Raw genomic sequence first — 15,739 nt, forward strand, 5'->3', positions numbered from 1 at the left:
AAAGGGCCGGCAGAAAGTTAACCAAAGAGCCGCGTGACGTCGTTGAAGAGTGCGACCGACATCATCACCAGCAGCAAGGCGACACCGCCACGCTGCAGCCGTTCCATCCAGGCGTCGGAGACGCTTTTCCCGGTCAGGCCCTCCCAAAGATAATACATCAGGTGCCCCCCATCGAGGACCGGCAGCGGCATCAGGTTGAGCACCCCGAGGCTCACGCTGATGAGCGCGAGAAAGACCAGGTACTGCGTCAGACCGAGGCTGGCGGACTTGCCGGCGTAATCAGCAATTGTTAAGGGACCGCTCAGGTTCTTGATCGAGGCCTCGCCGATCAGCATCTTGCCCATCATGCGAACCGTGAGCGCGGACACCTCCCAGGTGCGCACCACGCCACGCCAGACGCCGTCGATGACGCCCTGGCGCACCGTGACCATCTCGGGCGGCGCGCCGACGTAGGCACCGATGCGCGCGACCTTGGTGGTGCCCTCTTCGCGCACTTCCGGCTTGACTTCGAGCGAGAGCGGCTGGCCGCCGCGCTGGAGCTGCCAGGTCTGCGTGCGCGCCTGCCCGGTGGCATCGACCGAGGCCCGGATGACTTCGCGCAGCTGCTGCCCGTCGAGGATGGGGGTGTCGCCGATGGTAAGAACCAGGTCGCCATTGCGCAGGCCCGAGCGCTCCGCCGCGCTGCCCGCCATGACCTCGCCGATCTCGGGGCGGGTCAGCGGCGCGACCACGCCGATCTTGCGGAACATCTGCGGATCGGCGTCCTTGGCCTCCATGCGGCTCAGCGGCAGGACCAGTTGGCGGCCGGGCCGGCCGCCCTCGCCCGCCACTTCGAGCGTGAGGTCGCGGCCGTCGAGTGCGCCGCGCGTCATGCGCCAGCGCAGGTCTTCGAAGGACTGGACCGGCGACAGGTCGCCATCGAAACCGGCCTGGGTGATGTGTTCGCCGCCGCGCAGTCCCGCCGACTCGGCCAGCGACGCCGCCACCGGCCGGGCCAGCTTGGCCACAGGCTCGTCGACGCCGATCCAGTTGACGGCCGTGTACAGAACGACCGCCAGCAGCAGGTTGGCGATCGGGCCGGCGGCCACGATGGCCGCGCGCGAGCGCAGCGGCTGGGTGTTGAAGGCGCGGTGCCGCTCCTCGGGCGCCACGGGGCCTTCGCGCTCATCGAGCATCTTGACGTAGCCGCCGAAGGGAAAGGCGCCGATCACGAACTCGGTCTGCTGCCCCGGATGCTGCCGCTTGGGCTGCCAGCGCAGGAGGGCCTTGCCGAAGCCGACCGAGAAGCGCTCCACCTTGACGCCGCAGGCCACGGCCACGCGGTAGTGGCCGTATTCGTGGACCGCGATGAGGACGCCAAGAGCGACCACAAAAGCTATGACGGTGAGCATCAGGGTCCTCTGCGCAGTAGGGAATCAGGCCGCGAAACGTGCCGCAGCGGCATTGGCCGCCTCGCGGGCGCTGGCGTCGAGCGCCAGCAGGTCGGCCAGCGATGCCGGCTTGGAGGGCATGACCGCCTCCAAAGTTTCCAGATTGACCGCATGAATGCGATCGAAACGCAGGCGTCGGTCAAGAAAGGCGGCCACAGCCACCTCGTTGGCCGCGTTCAGCACCGCCGTGGTGCCTGAAGCGGCGCGCAAGGCTTGCCACGCCAGCCCCAGGCCAGGGAACAGCGCAGGATCGGGCGCGTCGAAGGTCAGCGAGCCCATCTGGCGGAAATCGAGCCGTGCCGCCCCGCTCTCGACGCGCTCCGGCCAGGCCAGCCCGACCGCGATCGGCACCCGCATGTCGGGCGTGCCGAGCTGGGCGATGACGGAGGCGTCGGTGAACTGCACCATCGAATGGACCACGCTCTGCGGGTGGATGACGACCTCGATCTGCTCCGGCGACACGCCGAACAGGTGGCGCGCCTCGATCACCTCGAGCGCCTTGTTCATCATCGTGGCCGAGTCGACCGAGATCTTGCGGCCCATGACCCAGTTCGGGTGCGCACAGGCCTGCTCGGGCGTCACGGCGCCGAGCGTGTCGGGCGCGCGGGTGCGGAACGGGCCGCCCGAGGCGGTCAGGATGATCTTGTCGATGCGCCGCGCCCAGGTGGACGGGTCTTCGGGCAGCGACTGGAAGATGGCCGAATGCTCGCTGTCGATGGGCAGCAGCGTGGCGCCGCCCTCCTGCACCGTGCGCATGAACAGCTCGCCGCCGACAACCAGGGCTTCCTTGTTGGCCAACAGCAGGCGCTTGCCGGCGCGCGCGGCAGCCAGGCACGGCGCCAGGCCGGCAGCACCGACGATGGCGGCCATCACGGCGTCGACTTCGTCGTCTGACGCTATTCTTTCGAGAGCATCGTCGCCCATCAGGACGCGGGTCGACAGGTTGTTCTGCTTGAGCTTTTCGGCCAGCAGCGCGGCATGCGGCGCACTCGCCATGACGGCGAAACGCGGCGAGAAGCGCGCGCATTGGGCCAGCAGCTCGTCGACCTTGGTGGCCGCCGAGAGCGCAAACACCTCGAAGCGTTCGGGGTGGCGGGCAATGACGTCGAGCGTGCTGACACCGACCGAACCGGTCGAGCCGAGCACCGTGACACGTTGTTTGGGAGTGTTCACAGGAAAGCCAGCATCATGGCAATGGGAAGTGCCGGCAAGAGGGCATCCACGCGGTCGAGCACGCCGCCGTGGCCGGGCAGCAGGCGGCTGCTGTCCTTGGCGCCGGCGCTGCGCTTGATCAGCGATTCGACGAGGTCGCCGACGACGCTCATCGCCGCCAGGAACACCGCCCCGATCAACAGCAGCCACCAGCCGCGCTCATGCAGGCGGGTGTAGAGGCTGGGCACCGTGGTGCCCAGGCTCTTGTCGGCCCAGACCCAGGCGAACGCCAGCACGATGACGCCGGCCATGCCGCCCCAGACACCTTCCCAGCTCTTGCCGGGACTGATGGCGGGCGCCAGCTTGGCGCGCGTGAACTTCAGGCCGAAGGCGCGGCCGGCGAAATAGGCGAACACGTCCGCCACCCAGACCAGCACCAGGATCGACAGCAGGAAGTTGATGCCGACCATGCGCGCCTGCACCGCTGCGAGCCATGCGACCCACAGCGCCAGCAGGCCGCCCACCAGCCGCAGCCCGCGCGGAATGCGCGGCCAGCCGGGCACCGCGACGCGCAGCAGCGCCGCGCCGCCGAGCACCCAAGCCGCACTGGCCAGGGACCACATGAGGAACAGGCGCTGCTCCAGCAGCCCGAGCCACCACGACAGCCCGCACAGCGCCACCATCTCGGCGCCCAGGAACAGCGACATGCCCTGCCCGTAGCCGTTCAGGCGCCCCCACTCCCATGCGGCGGCGCCGATCAACACCAGCATCACGCAGGCGAAGGGAATGTGGTTTCGATAGAACAACGCCGGCAGCAGGATCGCGAGCAGCACGATCGCCGTGAGGATGCGTTGTTTGAGCATGCGGAAGGTGGTGTCGGGCCGTTGTCAGGCCGCGGAAGCCGAAACCTGTGCCGAGGTCTGGCCGAAGCGACGCTCGCGGCCCTGGAACGCGGCAATGGCCTCATCCAGCGCAGCCTCGTCGAACTCGGGCCACAGCTTGTCGCTGAAGAACAGCTCGGCGTAGGCACTCTGCCAAAGCAGGAAATTCGACAGCCGCTGCTCGCCACCCGTGCGGATGAACAGGTCGGGGTCGGGCACGTGGGCCAGCGCCATGGCGCGATCGAGGTTCATCTCGGTCATGGGCAGGCCCTGCTCGGCGAGCTTGGCCGCAGCGCGCGCGATGTCCCAGCGTCCGCCGTAGTTGAAGCAGATGTTGAGAATCAGACGCGTGTTGTGGGCCGTGGTCTGCTCGGCCGACACCAGGCCGGCCACTATCTTGTCGGACAGGCCGGCGCGTTCGCCCACGAAATGCAGCCGCACGCCGTCGGCGTTGAGGCGCGGCACTTCGCGCGCCAACGCCCCGACCATCAGCTGCATCAGGCCGGAGACTTCTTCAGGGGGACGGTTCCAGTTCTCCGAGGAGAACGCGAACACGGTGAGCACGCCCACGCCGCGGTCGGCGCAGGCCTTGACGCAGCGTCGCAGCGACTCCACGCCCTGCTTGTGCCCCGCCACGCGAGGCAGGAAGCGCTTGGTGGCCCACCGGCCGTTGCCATCCATGACGATGGCAACGTGGTGCGGAGGGGTCGTCGTCTGCGGCGAGGAGGCCATGCGGAGCCTCAAACGGCCATGATCTCCGCTTCTTTCGCGGCGACCAGACGGTCGATTTCCGCGATGTGCTTGTCGGTGACCTTCTGGATCTCGGTCTCGGCGCGCTTCTGGTCGTCTTCCGAGGCCAGCTTGTCCTTCACGAGCTTCTTGACGGCTTCGTTCGCATCGCGGCGCAGGTTGCGCGTCGCGATCTTGGCGCTTTCGCCTTCGTTGCGGACCAGCTTGGTCATTTCCTTGCGGCGCTCTTCGCTCATGGCGGGCAGCGGCACGCGGATCAGGTCGCCCATCGACGCCGGGTTCAGGCCCAGGTCGCTTTCGCGGATAGCCTTCTCGATCTTGGCGCCCATGCCCTTTTCCCAGGGCTGAACGCTGATCGTGCGCGAGTCGAGCACCGACACGTTGGCCACCTGGCTCAGCGGCACCTGCGAGCCGTAGTACTCGACGTGGATCGAGTCGAGCAGCGCCGAGTTGGCGCGACCCGTGCGGATCTTGGTGAGGTTGTTCTGGAAGGCGGCGAGCGACTGGTTCATCTTCGCGTCGGTCGCACTGCGAATGTCTGCAATGGTCATCTCAATTACTCCTAGGCATGCACCAGCGTGCCCTCGTCCTCGCCCATCACGACGCGCTTGAGGGCGCCATTCTTGAAGATCGAGAACACCTTGATCGGCAGCTTCTGGTCGCGGCACAGCGCGAAGGCCGTGGCGTCCATGATGCCGAGATTCTGCGCAATCGCCTCATCGAAGGTGAGCGAGGCGTAGCGCGTGGCTTCGGGGTGGGTCTTGGGATCGGCGGTGTAGACACCGTCCACCTTGGTCGCCTTGAGCACCAGCTCGGCACCGATTTCGGCACCGCGCAGCGCGGCGGCCGTGTCGGTCGTGAAGAAGGGGTTGCCGGTACCGGCAGCGAACACCACGACCTTGCCCTCTTCGAGGTACTGCAGGGCCTTGGGGCGCACATAGGGCTCGACCACCTGTTCGATGGCGATGGCGGACATCACGCGGGCCACGAGGCCCTGCTTGTTCATGGCGTCGGCCAGGGCCAGCGAGTTCATGACGGTGGCCAGCATGCCCATGTAGTCGGCCGTGGCGCGGTCCATGCCGACGGAGCCTCCCGCGACACCGCGGAAGATGTTGCCGCCGCCGATCACGACCGCCACCTGGACGCCCATGTTCACGACCTCGGCCACTTCTTCGACCATGCGCACGATGGTGGCGCGGTTGATGCCGAAGGCGTCATCGCCCATCAGTGCCTCACCCGACAGCTTCAACAAGATTCGCTTGTGGGCTGGGCGGGCATCAGACATGGGCATTTTCCTTAGAGGGTTGGCGGGGGCGAGTGTAAAACGTGGCGGTGAAAAAGCGGCGGCACGCTGTCGCGCACCGCCGCTTGGAGGCCTGCCGGATCAGGCGGCAGCCTTGGCAGCAGCGACCTGGGCAGCGACTTCGGCAGCGAAGTCGTCGACCTTCTTCTCGATGCCTTCGCCGACCACGTACAGGGTGAAGCCCTTGATCGTGGTGTCGGCGGCCTTGAGCATCTGCTCGACGGTCTGCTTGTCGTTCTTCACGAACGGCTGGTTGTGCAGCGAGACTTCCTTGAGGTACTTCTGCACGCCGCCTTCGATGCGCTTGGCAACAATGTCGGCCGGCTGCGGCTTCTTGCCTTCGGCTTCGGCCGTCTTGCGGTCTTCTTCCGCCTTGCCGGCGGCCACAGCGCGTTCTTTTTCGATCAGGTCGGCGGGCACGTCCGATGCCTGAATGGCGACCGGCTTCATGGCGGCGATGTGCATCGCAACGTCCTTGGCCGAGGTGTCGTCACCTTCGAATTCGACCATCACGCCGATGCGCGTGCCATGCAGGTACGAAGCCAGCTTGCCGTTGCCCGTGAAGTGCTTGAAGCGGCGGAAGCTCATGTTCTCGCCGATCTTGCCGATCAGGCCCTTGCGCACGTCTTCGAGCGTGGGGCCGAAGCCGTCCTGCTCGTAAGCCAGCGCGCCGAGCGCGGCGATGTCGGCGGGGTTGTTCTTGGCGACCAGCATCGCGGCAGCATTGGCCATGGCCAGGAAGCTGTCGTTCTTGGTGACGAAGTCGGTTTCGCAGTTGATTTCGATCATGCCGCCGGCAGCGCCGTCGACGAAAGCCGTGACCACACCTTCAGCGGTGATGCGGCCCGATGCCTTGCCAGCCTTGTTGCCGAGCTTGATGCGCAGCAACTCTTCGGCCTTTTCCATGTTGCCGTCGGCCTCCGTCAGGGCCTTCTTGCATTCCATCATGGGCGCATCGGTCTTCGCGCGCAGTTCGCCGACCATGCTTGCGGTGATTGCAGCCATTTGTGTATCTCCGTAAATCCAAAAATCAGGTTAAAAAAAAGGGGCACCAAAGCCCCTTCTTCAGGCTCGCGAACGCGCCTATCAGGCCGAAGCGCCTTCTTCGACTTCGACGAATTCGTCGCCATTGCCTTCGGCAACGGCCTTGACCACGTCACCGCCGGCGCTGTTGCGGCCTTCGATGATCGCGTCGGCGATGCCACGGGCGTACAGCGTGACGGCCTTCGACGAGTCGTCGTTGCCGGGGATCACGTAGTCGATGCCTTCGGGCGAGTGGTTGGAGTCGACCACACCGATCAGCGGGATGCCGAGCTTCTTGGCTTCGGCCACGGCGATCTTGTGGAAGCCCACGTCGATCACGAAGATCGCGTCGGGCAGCGCAGCCATGTCCTGGATGCCGCCGATGTCCTTCTCGAGCTTCGCGATTTCGCGCGAGAACGTGAGCTGCTCTTTCTTGCTCAGGCTGTCGAGGCCGGCTTCTTGCTGGGCCTTCATGTCCTTCAGACGCTTGATCGAGGTCTTGACGGTCTTGAAGTTGGTCAGCATGCCGCCGAGCCAGCGGGTGTCAACGAAAGGCACGCCGGCGCGGCGAGCTTCTGCAGCGACGATTTCACGGGCTTGACGCTTCGTGCCGACCATCAGGATCGTGCCGCGGTTGGCCGTGAGTTGCTTGGCGTACTTCATCGCGTCCTGGAACATCGGGAGCGACTTTTCCAGGTTGATGATGTGAATCTTGTTGCGGTGACCGAAGATGAACGGAGCCATCTTGGGGTTCCAGAAGCGGGTTTGGTGACCGAAGTGGACACCGGCTTCCAGCATTTCGCGCATGGTGGTCGACATTGAATTTACTCCAAAGGTTGGGTCTAAAATCCAGCCCGTTTTGCGCCCCTTCGACGGGGTCGCAACACCTTGATTGGGCCGGTTTGCGGATGTGCTTGACTGGCGGCGACAAAACTGTCGCATAACCAGCGAAACCCAAAGAGTATAGCACGGCGGCCACCCCCTCCTCCCTCGAACCGAGCCGTTCCAAGGTACCCTCGACGCCATGAACGACCTTCACGCCACCCGTCTCACCCTTCTGGCTGGCGGTTCCGATGCGCGCACCGAAATGGAGCGCGCCATCGCCCTCTCCGAATCTCCCGCCTGCGCCCACGTTTTCACCCGCACGATGTTCGACGAGGCCCGCGCGGCCGCCGCCGCATCGGCGCCCGAAAGCCGCCTCGCCGGGCTTGCCTTCACCAGCAAGGACCTGTTCGACGTCGCCGGCCAGCCGACACCCGCCGGCTCGGCCGTGCTCTCGCACGCACCGGCCGCCCCAGCCGATTCGCTCGCCGTGGCCCGACTGCGCGCCGCCGGCGGCGTGCTGACCGGGCGCACCAACATGACGGAGTTCGCCTTTTCCGGCGTCGGCGTCAACCCGCACCACGGCACGCCGGCCAACGTGAGTGACGCTGCCACGCCGCGCATTCCGGGCGGCTCGTCCTCCGGCGCGGCGATTTCGGTGGCGAGCGGCGCGGCCTTCATCGGCCTGGGCTCCGACACCGGCGGCTCGATCCGCATCCCGGCTGCGCTGAATGGCATCGTCGGCTTCAAGAACACCGCCCGCCTCACGCCGGCCGACGGCGCGCTGCCGCTGTCGACCACGCTCGACACCGTCTGCGCCATGACCCACTCGGTGCGCGATGCCGTCACCGCGCACGAGATCCTCTCGGCACGGCAGGTGACGCCCGGCTCGGCGTCGCTGTCGGCCTACCGGCTGGCCGTCGTGAAGAACGTCTTCCTCGACGACCTCGAGCCCACCGTGGCCACAGCCTTCGAGCGCTCCCTGGCCACCCTGCGCGCCACCGGCGCCCATATCCAGGAAATAGTGCTGCCCGAGCTGGCCGACCTGCAGAGCATCAACGCCACCGGCGGCTTCTCGGCGGCCGAGTCGTACGCCTGGCACCGGCTGCTGCTCGAGCGCAGCGGCGCCGGCTACGACCCGCGCGTGGCGCAGCGCATCCTGCGCGGCGCCGGCATGAAGGCACACGAGTACATCGACCTGGTCCGCGCCCGCCGCGACTGGATCGCCCGCGTCGAGAAGGCGTTGGCACCGTTCGACGCCGTGGTGTCGCCGACCGTGCCGATCACGGCGCCGTCCATCGCCAGCGTGGCACCAGGCGCCGAGCGCGACGACGAATTCTTCCGCGTCAACGCGCTGCTGCTGCGCAACCCGTCGATCATCAACATGCTCAACGGCTGCGCCATTTCGCTGCCCTGCCACGCCGACGGCGAACTGCCGGTCGGCCTGATGCTGTGGCATGCCGCGATGCACGACGACGCCGTGCTCGCGGTGGCACTCCAGGCCGAACGCACGCTACAGAAATAACCGCTGTCACCGCCCGCCTCACGGGCGTCAGCCGCTTCTTTTATCTAGAACATTTCAATGAAAATCGCGATCGTGGGCGCCGGCATCGTCGGCGTCACCACCGCCTGGGAACTGGTTTCCGACGGCCATGAAGTGAGCGTGTTCGAGCGCCGCGGCGCCGCCGCCGAAGAGGCCAGCTTCGCCAACGCCGGCGTGGTCGCGCCGGGTTATGTCACGCCGTGGGCCGCACCAGGCATGCGCAGCAAGGTGCTGCGCTCGCTGCTGTCTTCGCACGGCGCGATCAAGCTGCGCTGGCCGCTGAGTTCGCGCGACCTCGGCTGGATGTCGCGCTGGCAGAAGGCCTGCAAGCTCGAGACCTACCTGGCCAACCGCGCCCGCATGCAGCGCCTGGCCTTCTACAGCCGCACCCGGCTGCACGCGGTGACCGAAGCGCGCGAGCTGAGCTACGAACGCAGCGACGGCTACCTGGTGCTGCTGCGTTCCAAGCGCGAGAAAAAACTGGTGCAGCCCGGACTCGAGGTGCTGCGTTCGGCCGGCAGCGTGTTCCGCGAGATCGACGCCGACGAGGCCCGCCTGATCGAGCCCGCGCTCAACCCCGACACCCCGCTGGCAGGCGCGATCCACCTGCCAGAAGACGAGGTCGCGAACTGCCGCCAGTTCGCGCTGCTGCTCAAGTGGGAAGCCGAGGCTTTGGGCGCGCAGTTCCATTTCAACTGCGACATCGCGCCTCTGAGCCGCGCCGCGCCCACCTCGCTGACGCTGGCCAGCGGCTCGGACGCGCTGCAGTTCGACGCCATCGTGGTCTGCGCCGGCCTGTCGTCCGCCACACTGCTGCGTCCGCTGGGACTGCGCATCCCGCTGGCGCCGGTCTACGGTCACTCGGTCAGCGCCCCGGTGCGCGAGCCACTCAACGCGCCGCGCAGCGCGGTGATGGACGAACGCTACAAGGTCGCGATCTCTCGCCTGGGCCAGCGCGTGCGCGTGGCCGGCAGCGCCGAGATCGGCGGCTCGCCCGACGCCATGAGCCCGGCCGCGATCCAGACGCTCTACAAGGTGCTGCACGACTGGTTCCCCGGCGCTGCCACGTTGCAGTCGGGCATCCAGCAATGGAAGGGCGCCCGCCCGATGCTGCCCGATGGCCCGCCGGTGCTGGGTGCCAGCGGCATTCCCGGCGTGTGGCTCAACCTGGGCCACGGCTCGAGCGGCTGGGCGCTGTCGTGCGGCAGCGCGCGCGTGCTCGGCGACCTGATCTCAGGGCAAGACCCCGGCATCGACCTCGAAGGCCTGGGGATCGAGCGGCTCAGTCTTTAGGACCCCAGCGGCGCAGTTGCTCGGGGGTGGCCGGTTTTTCCGCCGGCAGTTCGGGCCGGGGCGCCCAGCGTTGGGCGATCAACCCCAGGATCGCCGGTGCGATCAGCCCGAAGAACGCCAGCACCAGCAGGTCCAGGCCCAGCATCAGCCACTGCGTACCGGCCCCTGCCTCGACCGGCACGTCGAGCCACCGGATCACACCGATGCCATAACCCACGCCCAGGGCCCAGGCGACGTCGCGCAGCGGCACCCGGCGCAACAGCTCGGCCAGCAGGAACAGCCCCCACACCACGATCAGCAGGCCGACCGCCCAGGCCGCGCCAGCGATCATCGCTGCGGCCGTGCCAACGAAGCCGGCCAGGCACGCCAGCAGCAGAACCAGCAACCAGCCGAAGGTCTTGAGCGTCATCGGTCGATGATAGGAGGCGCGGCGTCGGCGGCACAATGGCTCGATGCATCGCATCACGTCCGCCAGCGCCGCCGACCTGTTCGACATTGCCGCCACGCGTCGCATCGAGCAGGCGGCCGCCTCCGCCCTTCCCCCTCACACGCTGATGCAGCGCGCCGGCCTCGCGGCGGCGCGGCTCGCAATGGCGCTCGTGCCGCACGCGCGAACGATCTGGATCGCCTGCGGCCCCGGCAACAACGGCGGCGACGGCTTCGAAGCCGCGGCGCAACTGCGGCATCGCGGCTTTTTTCCTGTCGTCACCTTCGTGGGCGATGAAGGCCGGCTGCCACCGGATGCCAAGGCGTCGCTGCAGCGTGCGCGCGATGCGGGCGTCACCTTCGCTTCGCAGCCGCCATTGAGCTTCGAACTGGCGGTGGATGCGCTGCTCGGCATCGGATCGACCCGCCCGCCCACGGGCACGATGGCCGAATGGCTCGCGCGGATGCACGCTAGCGCCTCGCCAGTGCTCAGCATCGATGTGCCCTCAGGCCTCGATGCCGACACAGGCATGCGGGCCTCCAACCCAAATCAAGCACCGGCATCGGTTCGCGCCACCCTCACCTTCCTCACGCTGAAGCCCGGTCTGTTCACGGCGCAAGGCCGCGACGCCGCCGGCACGGTGTGGTTCGACGACCTAGGTTGCAGCGCGTTCGCCCAGGAGCGACCAACAGCCCGCCTCGCAGGCGCGCCCGATATCCAGCCGCGCACCCACGCCTCGCACAAGGGCAGCTACGGCGATGTCGCGGTGATCGGCGGCGCTTCGGGCATGGCCGGTGCCGCGCTGCTGGCCGGCTCGGCTGCGCTCCATGCCGGCGCAGGACGCGTGTTCGTCGGATTGCTCGATCCCCGCGCAGCGCCGGTCGACACCTCGCAGCCCGAGCTGATGCTGCGCGACGCCCATGCCCTGGACCTCGCCGGCATGACGGTCGTGTGCGGCTGCGGGGGCGGAGATGCCGTGCGCGAACTGCTGCCGCGCGTGCTGTCGACGGCCGCCGCGCTGGTGCTCGACGCCGACGCGCTCAACGCCATCGCCGCCGATCCGTTACTTCAGGCGCAACTGATCGCGCGAGGCCAGGCCGGTGCCCCCACCGTGCTCACGCCACATCCATTGGAAGCCGCGCGCCTGCTCGGCGACACGACGGGTGGCGTGCAAGCCAACCGCCTGGCCGCGGCCCGCGCGCTGGCGTCGCGCTTCGGCGCGGTAACGGTGCTCAAGGGTTCTGGAACAGTGATTGCCGATGCGGGCGACGAGCCGCCGGTCATCAATCCGACCGGCAATGCCCGCCTTGCCACCGCAGGCACCGGCGATGTGCTCGCCGGCATGATCGGCGCGGCGCTCGCGATGCGCCGCCCCGCGTTCGAGGCGGCGTGCGAAGCCGTCTGGCAGCACGGCCGCATCGCCGACCTGTGGCCGGCCGATGCGGCCCCGCTCACGGCAGGCTCGCTGGCCCGCCGCGCGCCCGACTGAGCGCAGGACTCAGCCGCGCCCGACGAAGGGCATCTTCGTGGCCATGATGGTGTGGAAGAGCACGTTGGCTTCCAGCGGCAGGTTCGCCATGTAGAGCACCGACTGGCCGACGATCTTGACGTCGATCAGCGGCTCGATCGCGAGTTCGCCGTTGGCCTGCGGCACGCCGGTGGCCATGCGCGCGGCCAGCTCGGTCATGGCATTGCCCACGTCCACCTGCCCCACCGCGATGTCGTACTTGCGGCCGTCGAGCGAAGCGGTCTTGGTCAGCCCTTCGACCGCGTGCTTGGTCGAGGTGTAGGCCGCGGAATTCGGCCGCGGCGTGGTCGCCGAGATCGACCCGTTGTTGATGATGCGGCCGCCCCGCGGCGTCTGCGCCTTCATCGTGCGGAAGGCCTGCTGGATGCAGAAGAACATGCCGGTGAGGTTGATGTCCACCACGCCCTTCCACTGCTCGGGTGTCCAGTCCTCGAACGGTCCCGGCGGGTTGCCCACGCCGGCGTTGTTGAACAGCAGATCGACGCGCCCGAAGCGCTCGACCGTGGCGCCGAACAGCGCCTGCACCGAGTCGGCATTGGCCACGTCGGTCGGCACCGCGAAGGCGCGCGCACCCGCGCCCGATTCTTCCGCCACCTGCTCCAGCGGCTCGAGGCGGCGCCCCGCAAGGGCCACGCTCCAGCCGTCCGCCAGCAGGGCCAGCGCGGCCGCGCGGCCGATGCCCGACCCCGCGCCCGTGACGATCGCGATGCGGCCCTTGTTGTTTTCCACGCTCATGCTCCAAGTCTCCTTTTCAACTGATCCATACACACGGTAACTCGACCGGTAGTGTGCACGGCGCGCCTCATCCGCGGCGGGGCTTGCGCCCCTTGCCCTGCATCTTGTTAGCGGCTTTCTTCACCGCCGACTTGAAGGCCTGCATGGCCGATTGCGGACCGGCGGGCACCGCGGCAGCGCCGCCGCCACCGTGCTCCGATCGCGACTCGCCACCGGCCTCCGCCTTGTGGCGGGAGCTTCGCTTGGCCGACGCCTTCACCGGCGCACCGCCCTTGTCCTTCATGGCGCGCGAGGTCAGGTCCTCGCCTTCGCGCACGAGGCGGAAGTCGATCTTGCGGCCATCGAGGTCGACGCGGCTCACCTGCACCCGCACCCGCGTGCCGATGGCGTAGCGAATGCCGGTGCGCTCGCCGCGCAGTTCCTGGCGCATCTCGTCGAACTTGAAGTACTCGCCACCGAGTTCGGTGATGTGGACCAGGCCCTCGACGTACATCGCATCGAGCGTGACGAAGATGCCGAAGGTGGTGGCCGCGGTGACCACGCCGCCGTACTCCTCACCGAGGTGCTCGCGCATGTACTTGCACTTGAGCCAGGCCTCGACATCGCGGCTGGCTTCGTCGGCGCGGCGCTCGTTGGCGCTGCAATGCAGGCCGGCGGCCTCCCAGGCCAGCACTTCCTTGCTCGGCGCGACGGTCGCCTTCTGCGGCTTGTTGGTCGGCGCCTTGACGCGCGAAGCGAGCCGCTTGGCCAGCTTGGCATGCGCCTCGCCGGGCGTGGGCAGCATCGGCAGCTGGTAGCGCGTCTTGCCGAGGATCGCCTTGATCACGCGGTGCACCAGCAGGTCGGGGTAGCGACGGATCGGGCTGGTGAAGTGCGTGTAGGCCTCGTAGGCCAGGCCGAAGTGACCGCTGTTGATCGGCGTGTAGATCGCCTGCTGCATCGAGCGCAGCAGCATGGTGTGGATCTGCTGCGCGTCGGGGCGTTCCTTGGTGGCTTCGGCGATCGCCTGGAACTCGCCGGGACGCGGCTCGTCGGTGATGCTCAGGCCGACGCCCATGGCCTTCAGGTAGCCGCGCAGGATTTCCTTCTTCTCGGGCGTCGGGCCTTCGTGCACGCGGAACAAGCCCGGGTGCTTGCCTTCGGCGATGAAGTCGGCGCTGCAGACGTTGGCGGCGAGCATCGCCTCTTCGATCAGGCGGTGGGCCTCGTTGCGCGTGCGCGGCACGATCTTCTCGATGCGGCCGGCGTCGTCGCAGATGATCTGCGTCTCGGTGGTTTCGAAGTCGACCGCGCCGCGCTTGCCGCGCTGCTTGAGCAGGGCCTTGTAGACGTCGGCGAGGTTCAGCAGGTCCTTGACGCGGTCCTTGCGCTTGGCCGCTTCGGGCCCGCGCGTGTTGCCGAGGATGGCGGCGACTTCGGTGTACGTGAAGCGCGCATGGCTGAACATCACGGCCGGATAGAACTGGTAGGCGTAGATCTCGCCATCGGCGGCAACCAGCATGTCGCACACCATGCACAGGCGCTCGACCTCGGGGTTGAGCGAGCACAGGCCGTTCGACAGCTTCTCGGGCAGCATCGGGATCACGCGGCGCGGGAAATAGACGCTGGTGGCGCGGTCGTACGCATCGATGTCGATGGCCGAGCCGGTCTGCACATAGGCGCTGACGTCGGCGATGGCCACCAGCAGTCGCCAGCCCTTGCCCCGGCCCACCTTCGCGGGCTCGCAGTACACGGCGTCGTCGAAGTCGCGGGCGTCTTCGCCGTCGATGGTGACGAGCGGCACGTCGGTGAGGTCGATGCGGCCTTTCTTGTCGGCGGGGCGTACCTTCTCGGGCAGGGCCTTGGCCTGCGCCAGGCACTCCGCAGAAAATTCATGCGGTACGCCGTACTTGCGCACGGCGATCTCGATTTCCATGCCGGGGTCGTCGATCTCACCCAGCACTTCTCTCACGCGGCCCACGGGCTGGCCGAACAAGGCCGGCGGCTCGGTGAGCTGGACGACCACCACCTGGCCCACCTTGGCGGGGCCGGTGGCGCCCTTCGGGACCAGGACGTCCTGGCCGTAGCGCTTGTCTTCCGGTGCAACGAGCCAGATCCCGCCTTCGTGCAACAGGCGGCCGATGATGGGCTGCTCTGGCCGCTCGACGATCTCGACCACGCGCCCCTCGGGGCGGCCGCGACGGTCCTGTCGCACGATGCGCGCCTTGACGCGATCCTTGTGCAACACCGCGCGCATCTCGTTCGGAGGCAGGTAGATATCTGCCTCGCCGTCGTCGCGTTGCACGAAGCCGTGCCCGTCGCGATGTCCTTGAACAGTTCCTTCGATTTCATCCAACAAGCTGCTGGAAGTGACATTATTTTTGATATGATCTCCTTCTTTCCTGAAATTCAAAGCGTGGCTGCTTCTGCAGTCATGTGGGCCCAGATGGCGGAATTGGTAGACGCACTAGTTTCAGGTACTAGCGAGTAACATCGTGGAGGTTCGAGTCCTCTTCTGGGCACCAAGTTTAAACAGACCTTTACCAGGTCATCCGATTGAAGCCACCGGTCTCCGGTGGCTTTTTTCATGGCCGCTCGAAACTGCATCAAACGGGCGACGCGATCGTCAGATCGCACCCCTCGACGCCGGCCATGCACGCACGATCGCACCCACCCGCCTTCGGCAGGACACCCGCCGCACGAGCGATGTCGCGCAGAAGCTGAAATTTCGACACGCTCAAAAGAGCGCGCCAAATTTGTGTATATAATCGTAGTCTTTGCTGAGACGCAAAATCAGCCCAGATGGCGGAATTGGTAGACGCACTAGTTTCAGGTACTAGCGAGTAACATCGTGGAGGTTCGAGTCCTCTTCT

14 protein-coding genes and 1 tRNA gene are annotated in these 15,739 nt (G+C 67.2%); 4 read left to right on the forward strand and 11 right to left on the reverse strand.

Annotated features, from left to right (window positions below):
- Positions 1-17: 17 nt before the first annotated feature.
- From rseP to rpsB, 8 genes are all read right to left on the reverse strand, one after another.
- A complete protein-coding gene (rseP, locus tag AC1RAD_RS14200; protein WP_492736208.1) occupies positions 18-1,394 on the reverse strand; it encodes an RIP metalloprotease RseP in 1,377 nt (458 codons plus the stop codon).
- Positions 1,395-1,415: 21 nt separating this feature from the next.
- Positions 1,416-2,603 carry a 1-deoxy-D-xylulose-5-phosphate reductoisomerase gene (gene ispC / locus AC1RAD_RS14205; protein WP_492735495.1) on the reverse strand — a complete coding sequence of 396 codons (1,188 nt, stop codon included), beginning with the start codon at positions 2,601-2,603 and terminating at the stop codon, positions 1,416-1,418.
- Positions 2,600-3,445, reverse strand: coding sequence for a phosphatidate cytidylyltransferase (locus AC1RAD_RS14210; RefSeq protein ID WP_492735497.1), 846 nt, complete (start codon positions 3,443-3,445; stop codon positions 2,600-2,602). Before AC1RAD_RS14210 ends, ispC begins: the two co-directional genes overlap by 4 nt.
- 24 nt (positions 3,446-3,469) lie before the next feature.
- Complete coding sequence (gene uppS, locus AC1RAD_RS14215; protein WP_492735499.1) at positions 3,470-4,195, reverse strand: polyprenyl diphosphate synthase; 726 nt, start codon at positions 4,193-4,195, stop codon at positions 3,470-3,472.
- 8 nt (positions 4,196-4,203) lie between these two features.
- Entirely contained in the window at positions 4,204-4,764 is a 561-nt protein-coding gene (gene frr / locus AC1RAD_RS14220) for a ribosome recycling factor (protein ID WP_119551364.1), read from the reverse strand.
- An 11-nt stretch (positions 4,765-4,775) separates the two neighbouring features.
- Complete coding sequence (gene pyrH, locus AC1RAD_RS14225; RefSeq protein ID WP_095947731.1) at positions 4,776-5,498, reverse strand: UMP kinase; 723 nt, start codon at positions 5,496-5,498, stop codon at positions 4,776-4,778.
- 99 nt (positions 5,499-5,597) lie between these two features.
- Complete coding sequence (gene tsf, locus AC1RAD_RS14230; RefSeq protein ID WP_369632686.1) at positions 5,598-6,521, reverse strand: translation elongation factor Ts; 924 nt, start codon at positions 6,519-6,521, stop codon at positions 5,598-5,600.
- Between the two features lie 81 nt (positions 6,522-6,602).
- Positions 6,603-7,358 (reverse strand): 30S ribosomal protein S2, encoded by a 756-nt coding sequence (rpsB, locus tag AC1RAD_RS14235; protein ID WP_095745188.1) that lies wholly within the window; start codon positions 7,356-7,358, stop codon positions 6,603-6,605.
- A 205-nt stretch (positions 7,359-7,563) separates the two neighbouring features.
- Between rpsB and AC1RAD_RS14240 the strand changes: the two genes are divergently transcribed.
- Both AC1RAD_RS14240 and AC1RAD_RS14245 read left to right on the forward strand, forming a co-directional pair.
- Positions 7,564-8,886: an amidase gene (locus AC1RAD_RS14240; RefSeq protein ID WP_492735501.1), complete on the forward strand. Its 1,323-nt coding sequence runs from the start codon at positions 7,564-7,566 to the stop codon at positions 8,884-8,886.
- 57 nt (positions 8,887-8,943) lie between these two features.
- Positions 8,944-10,197, forward strand: a complete 1,254-nt coding sequence (locus AC1RAD_RS14245; protein WP_492735502.1) for a D-amino acid dehydrogenase — start codon at positions 8,944-8,946, stop codon at positions 10,195-10,197.
- Here AC1RAD_RS14245 and AC1RAD_RS14250 read toward each other — a convergent pair.
- Complete coding sequence (locus AC1RAD_RS14250) at positions 10,187-10,606, reverse strand: hypothetical protein (protein WP_492735504.1); 420 nt, start codon at positions 10,604-10,606, stop codon at positions 10,187-10,189. The two genes, AC1RAD_RS14245 and AC1RAD_RS14250, sit on opposite strands and share 11 nt — an antisense overlap.
- Positions 10,607-10,649: 43 nt before the next feature.
- Here AC1RAD_RS14250 and AC1RAD_RS14255 point away from each other — a divergent pair, with 43 nt between their 5' ends.
- The gene (locus tag AC1RAD_RS14255; RefSeq protein WP_492735505.1) at positions 10,650-12,113 is read left to right on the forward strand and encodes an NAD(P)H-hydrate dehydratase; all 1,464 of its coding nucleotides are present in this window, start codon (positions 10,650-10,652) and stop codon (positions 12,111-12,113) included.
- Between the two features lie 9 nt (positions 12,114-12,122).
- On the opposite strand, the gene AC1RAD_RS14260 is transcribed toward AC1RAD_RS14255, so the two are convergent.
- Together AC1RAD_RS14260 and rnr are read right to left on the reverse strand one after the other, a co-directional pair.
- Positions 12,123-12,887 carry an SDR family oxidoreductase gene (locus tag AC1RAD_RS14260; RefSeq protein WP_062471631.1) on the reverse strand — a complete coding sequence of 255 codons (765 nt, stop codon included), beginning with the start codon at positions 12,885-12,887 and terminating at the stop codon, positions 12,123-12,125.
- 67 nt (positions 12,888-12,954) lie between these two features.
- Complete coding sequence (gene rnr, locus AC1RAD_RS14265; protein ID WP_492735506.1) at positions 12,955-15,225, reverse strand: ribonuclease R; 2,271 nt, start codon at positions 15,223-15,225, stop codon at positions 12,955-12,957.
- 81 nt (positions 15,226-15,306) lie between these two features.
- Here rnr and AC1RAD_RS14270 point away from each other — a divergent pair.
- Positions 15,307-15,391, forward strand: a tRNA-Leu gene (locus AC1RAD_RS14270).
- Positions 15,392-15,739: the final 348 nt, after the last annotated feature.

The organism is Variovorax sp. GW823-FHT04B03 (assembly GCF_058796495.1).

What these genes read in the sequence shown, in the direction of transcription:
- tsf (WP_369632686.1), bottom strand. Translation starts at nt 6,521, where the DNA reads ATGGCTGCAATCACCGCAAGCATGGTCGGCGAACTGCGCGCGAAGACC.
- frr (WP_119551364.1), bottom strand. Translation starts at nt 4,764, where the DNA reads ATGACCATTGCAGACATTCGCAGTGCGACCGACGCGAAGATGAACCAG.
- pyrH (WP_095947731.1), bottom strand. Translation starts at nt 5,498, where the DNA reads ATGTCTGATGCCCGCCCAGCCCACAAGCGAATCTTGTTGAAGCTGTCG.
- AC1RAD_RS14255 (WP_492735505.1), top strand. Translation starts at nt 10,650, where the DNA reads ATGCATCGCATCACGTCCGCCAGCGCCGCCGACCTGTTCGACATTGCC.
- AC1RAD_RS14245 (WP_492735502.1), top strand. Translation starts at nt 8,944, where the DNA reads ATGAAAATCGCGATCGTGGGCGCCGGCATCGTCGGCGTCACCACCGCC.
- rpsB (WP_095745188.1), bottom strand. Translation starts at nt 7,358, where the DNA reads ATGTCGACCACCATGCGCGAAATGCTGGAAGCCGGTGTCCACTTCGGT.
- AC1RAD_RS14240 (WP_492735501.1), top strand. Translation starts at nt 7,564, where the DNA reads ATGAACGACCTTCACGCCACCCGTCTCACCCTTCTGGCTGGCGGTTCC.
- AC1RAD_RS14250 (WP_492735504.1), bottom strand. Translation starts at nt 10,606, where the DNA reads ATGACGCTCAAGACCTTCGGCTGGTTGCTGGTTCTGCTGCTGGCGTGC.
- uppS (WP_492735499.1), bottom strand. Translation starts at nt 4,195, where the DNA reads ATGGCCTCCTCGCCGCAGACGACGACCCCTCCGCACCACGTTGCCATC.
- AC1RAD_RS14260 (WP_062471631.1), bottom strand. Translation starts at nt 12,887, where the DNA reads ATGAGCGTGGAAAACAACAAGGGCCGCATCGCGATCGTCACGGGCGCG.
- AC1RAD_RS14210 (WP_492735497.1), bottom strand. Translation starts at nt 3,445, where the DNA reads ATGCTCAAACAACGCATCCTCACGGCGATCGTGCTGCTCGCGATCCTG.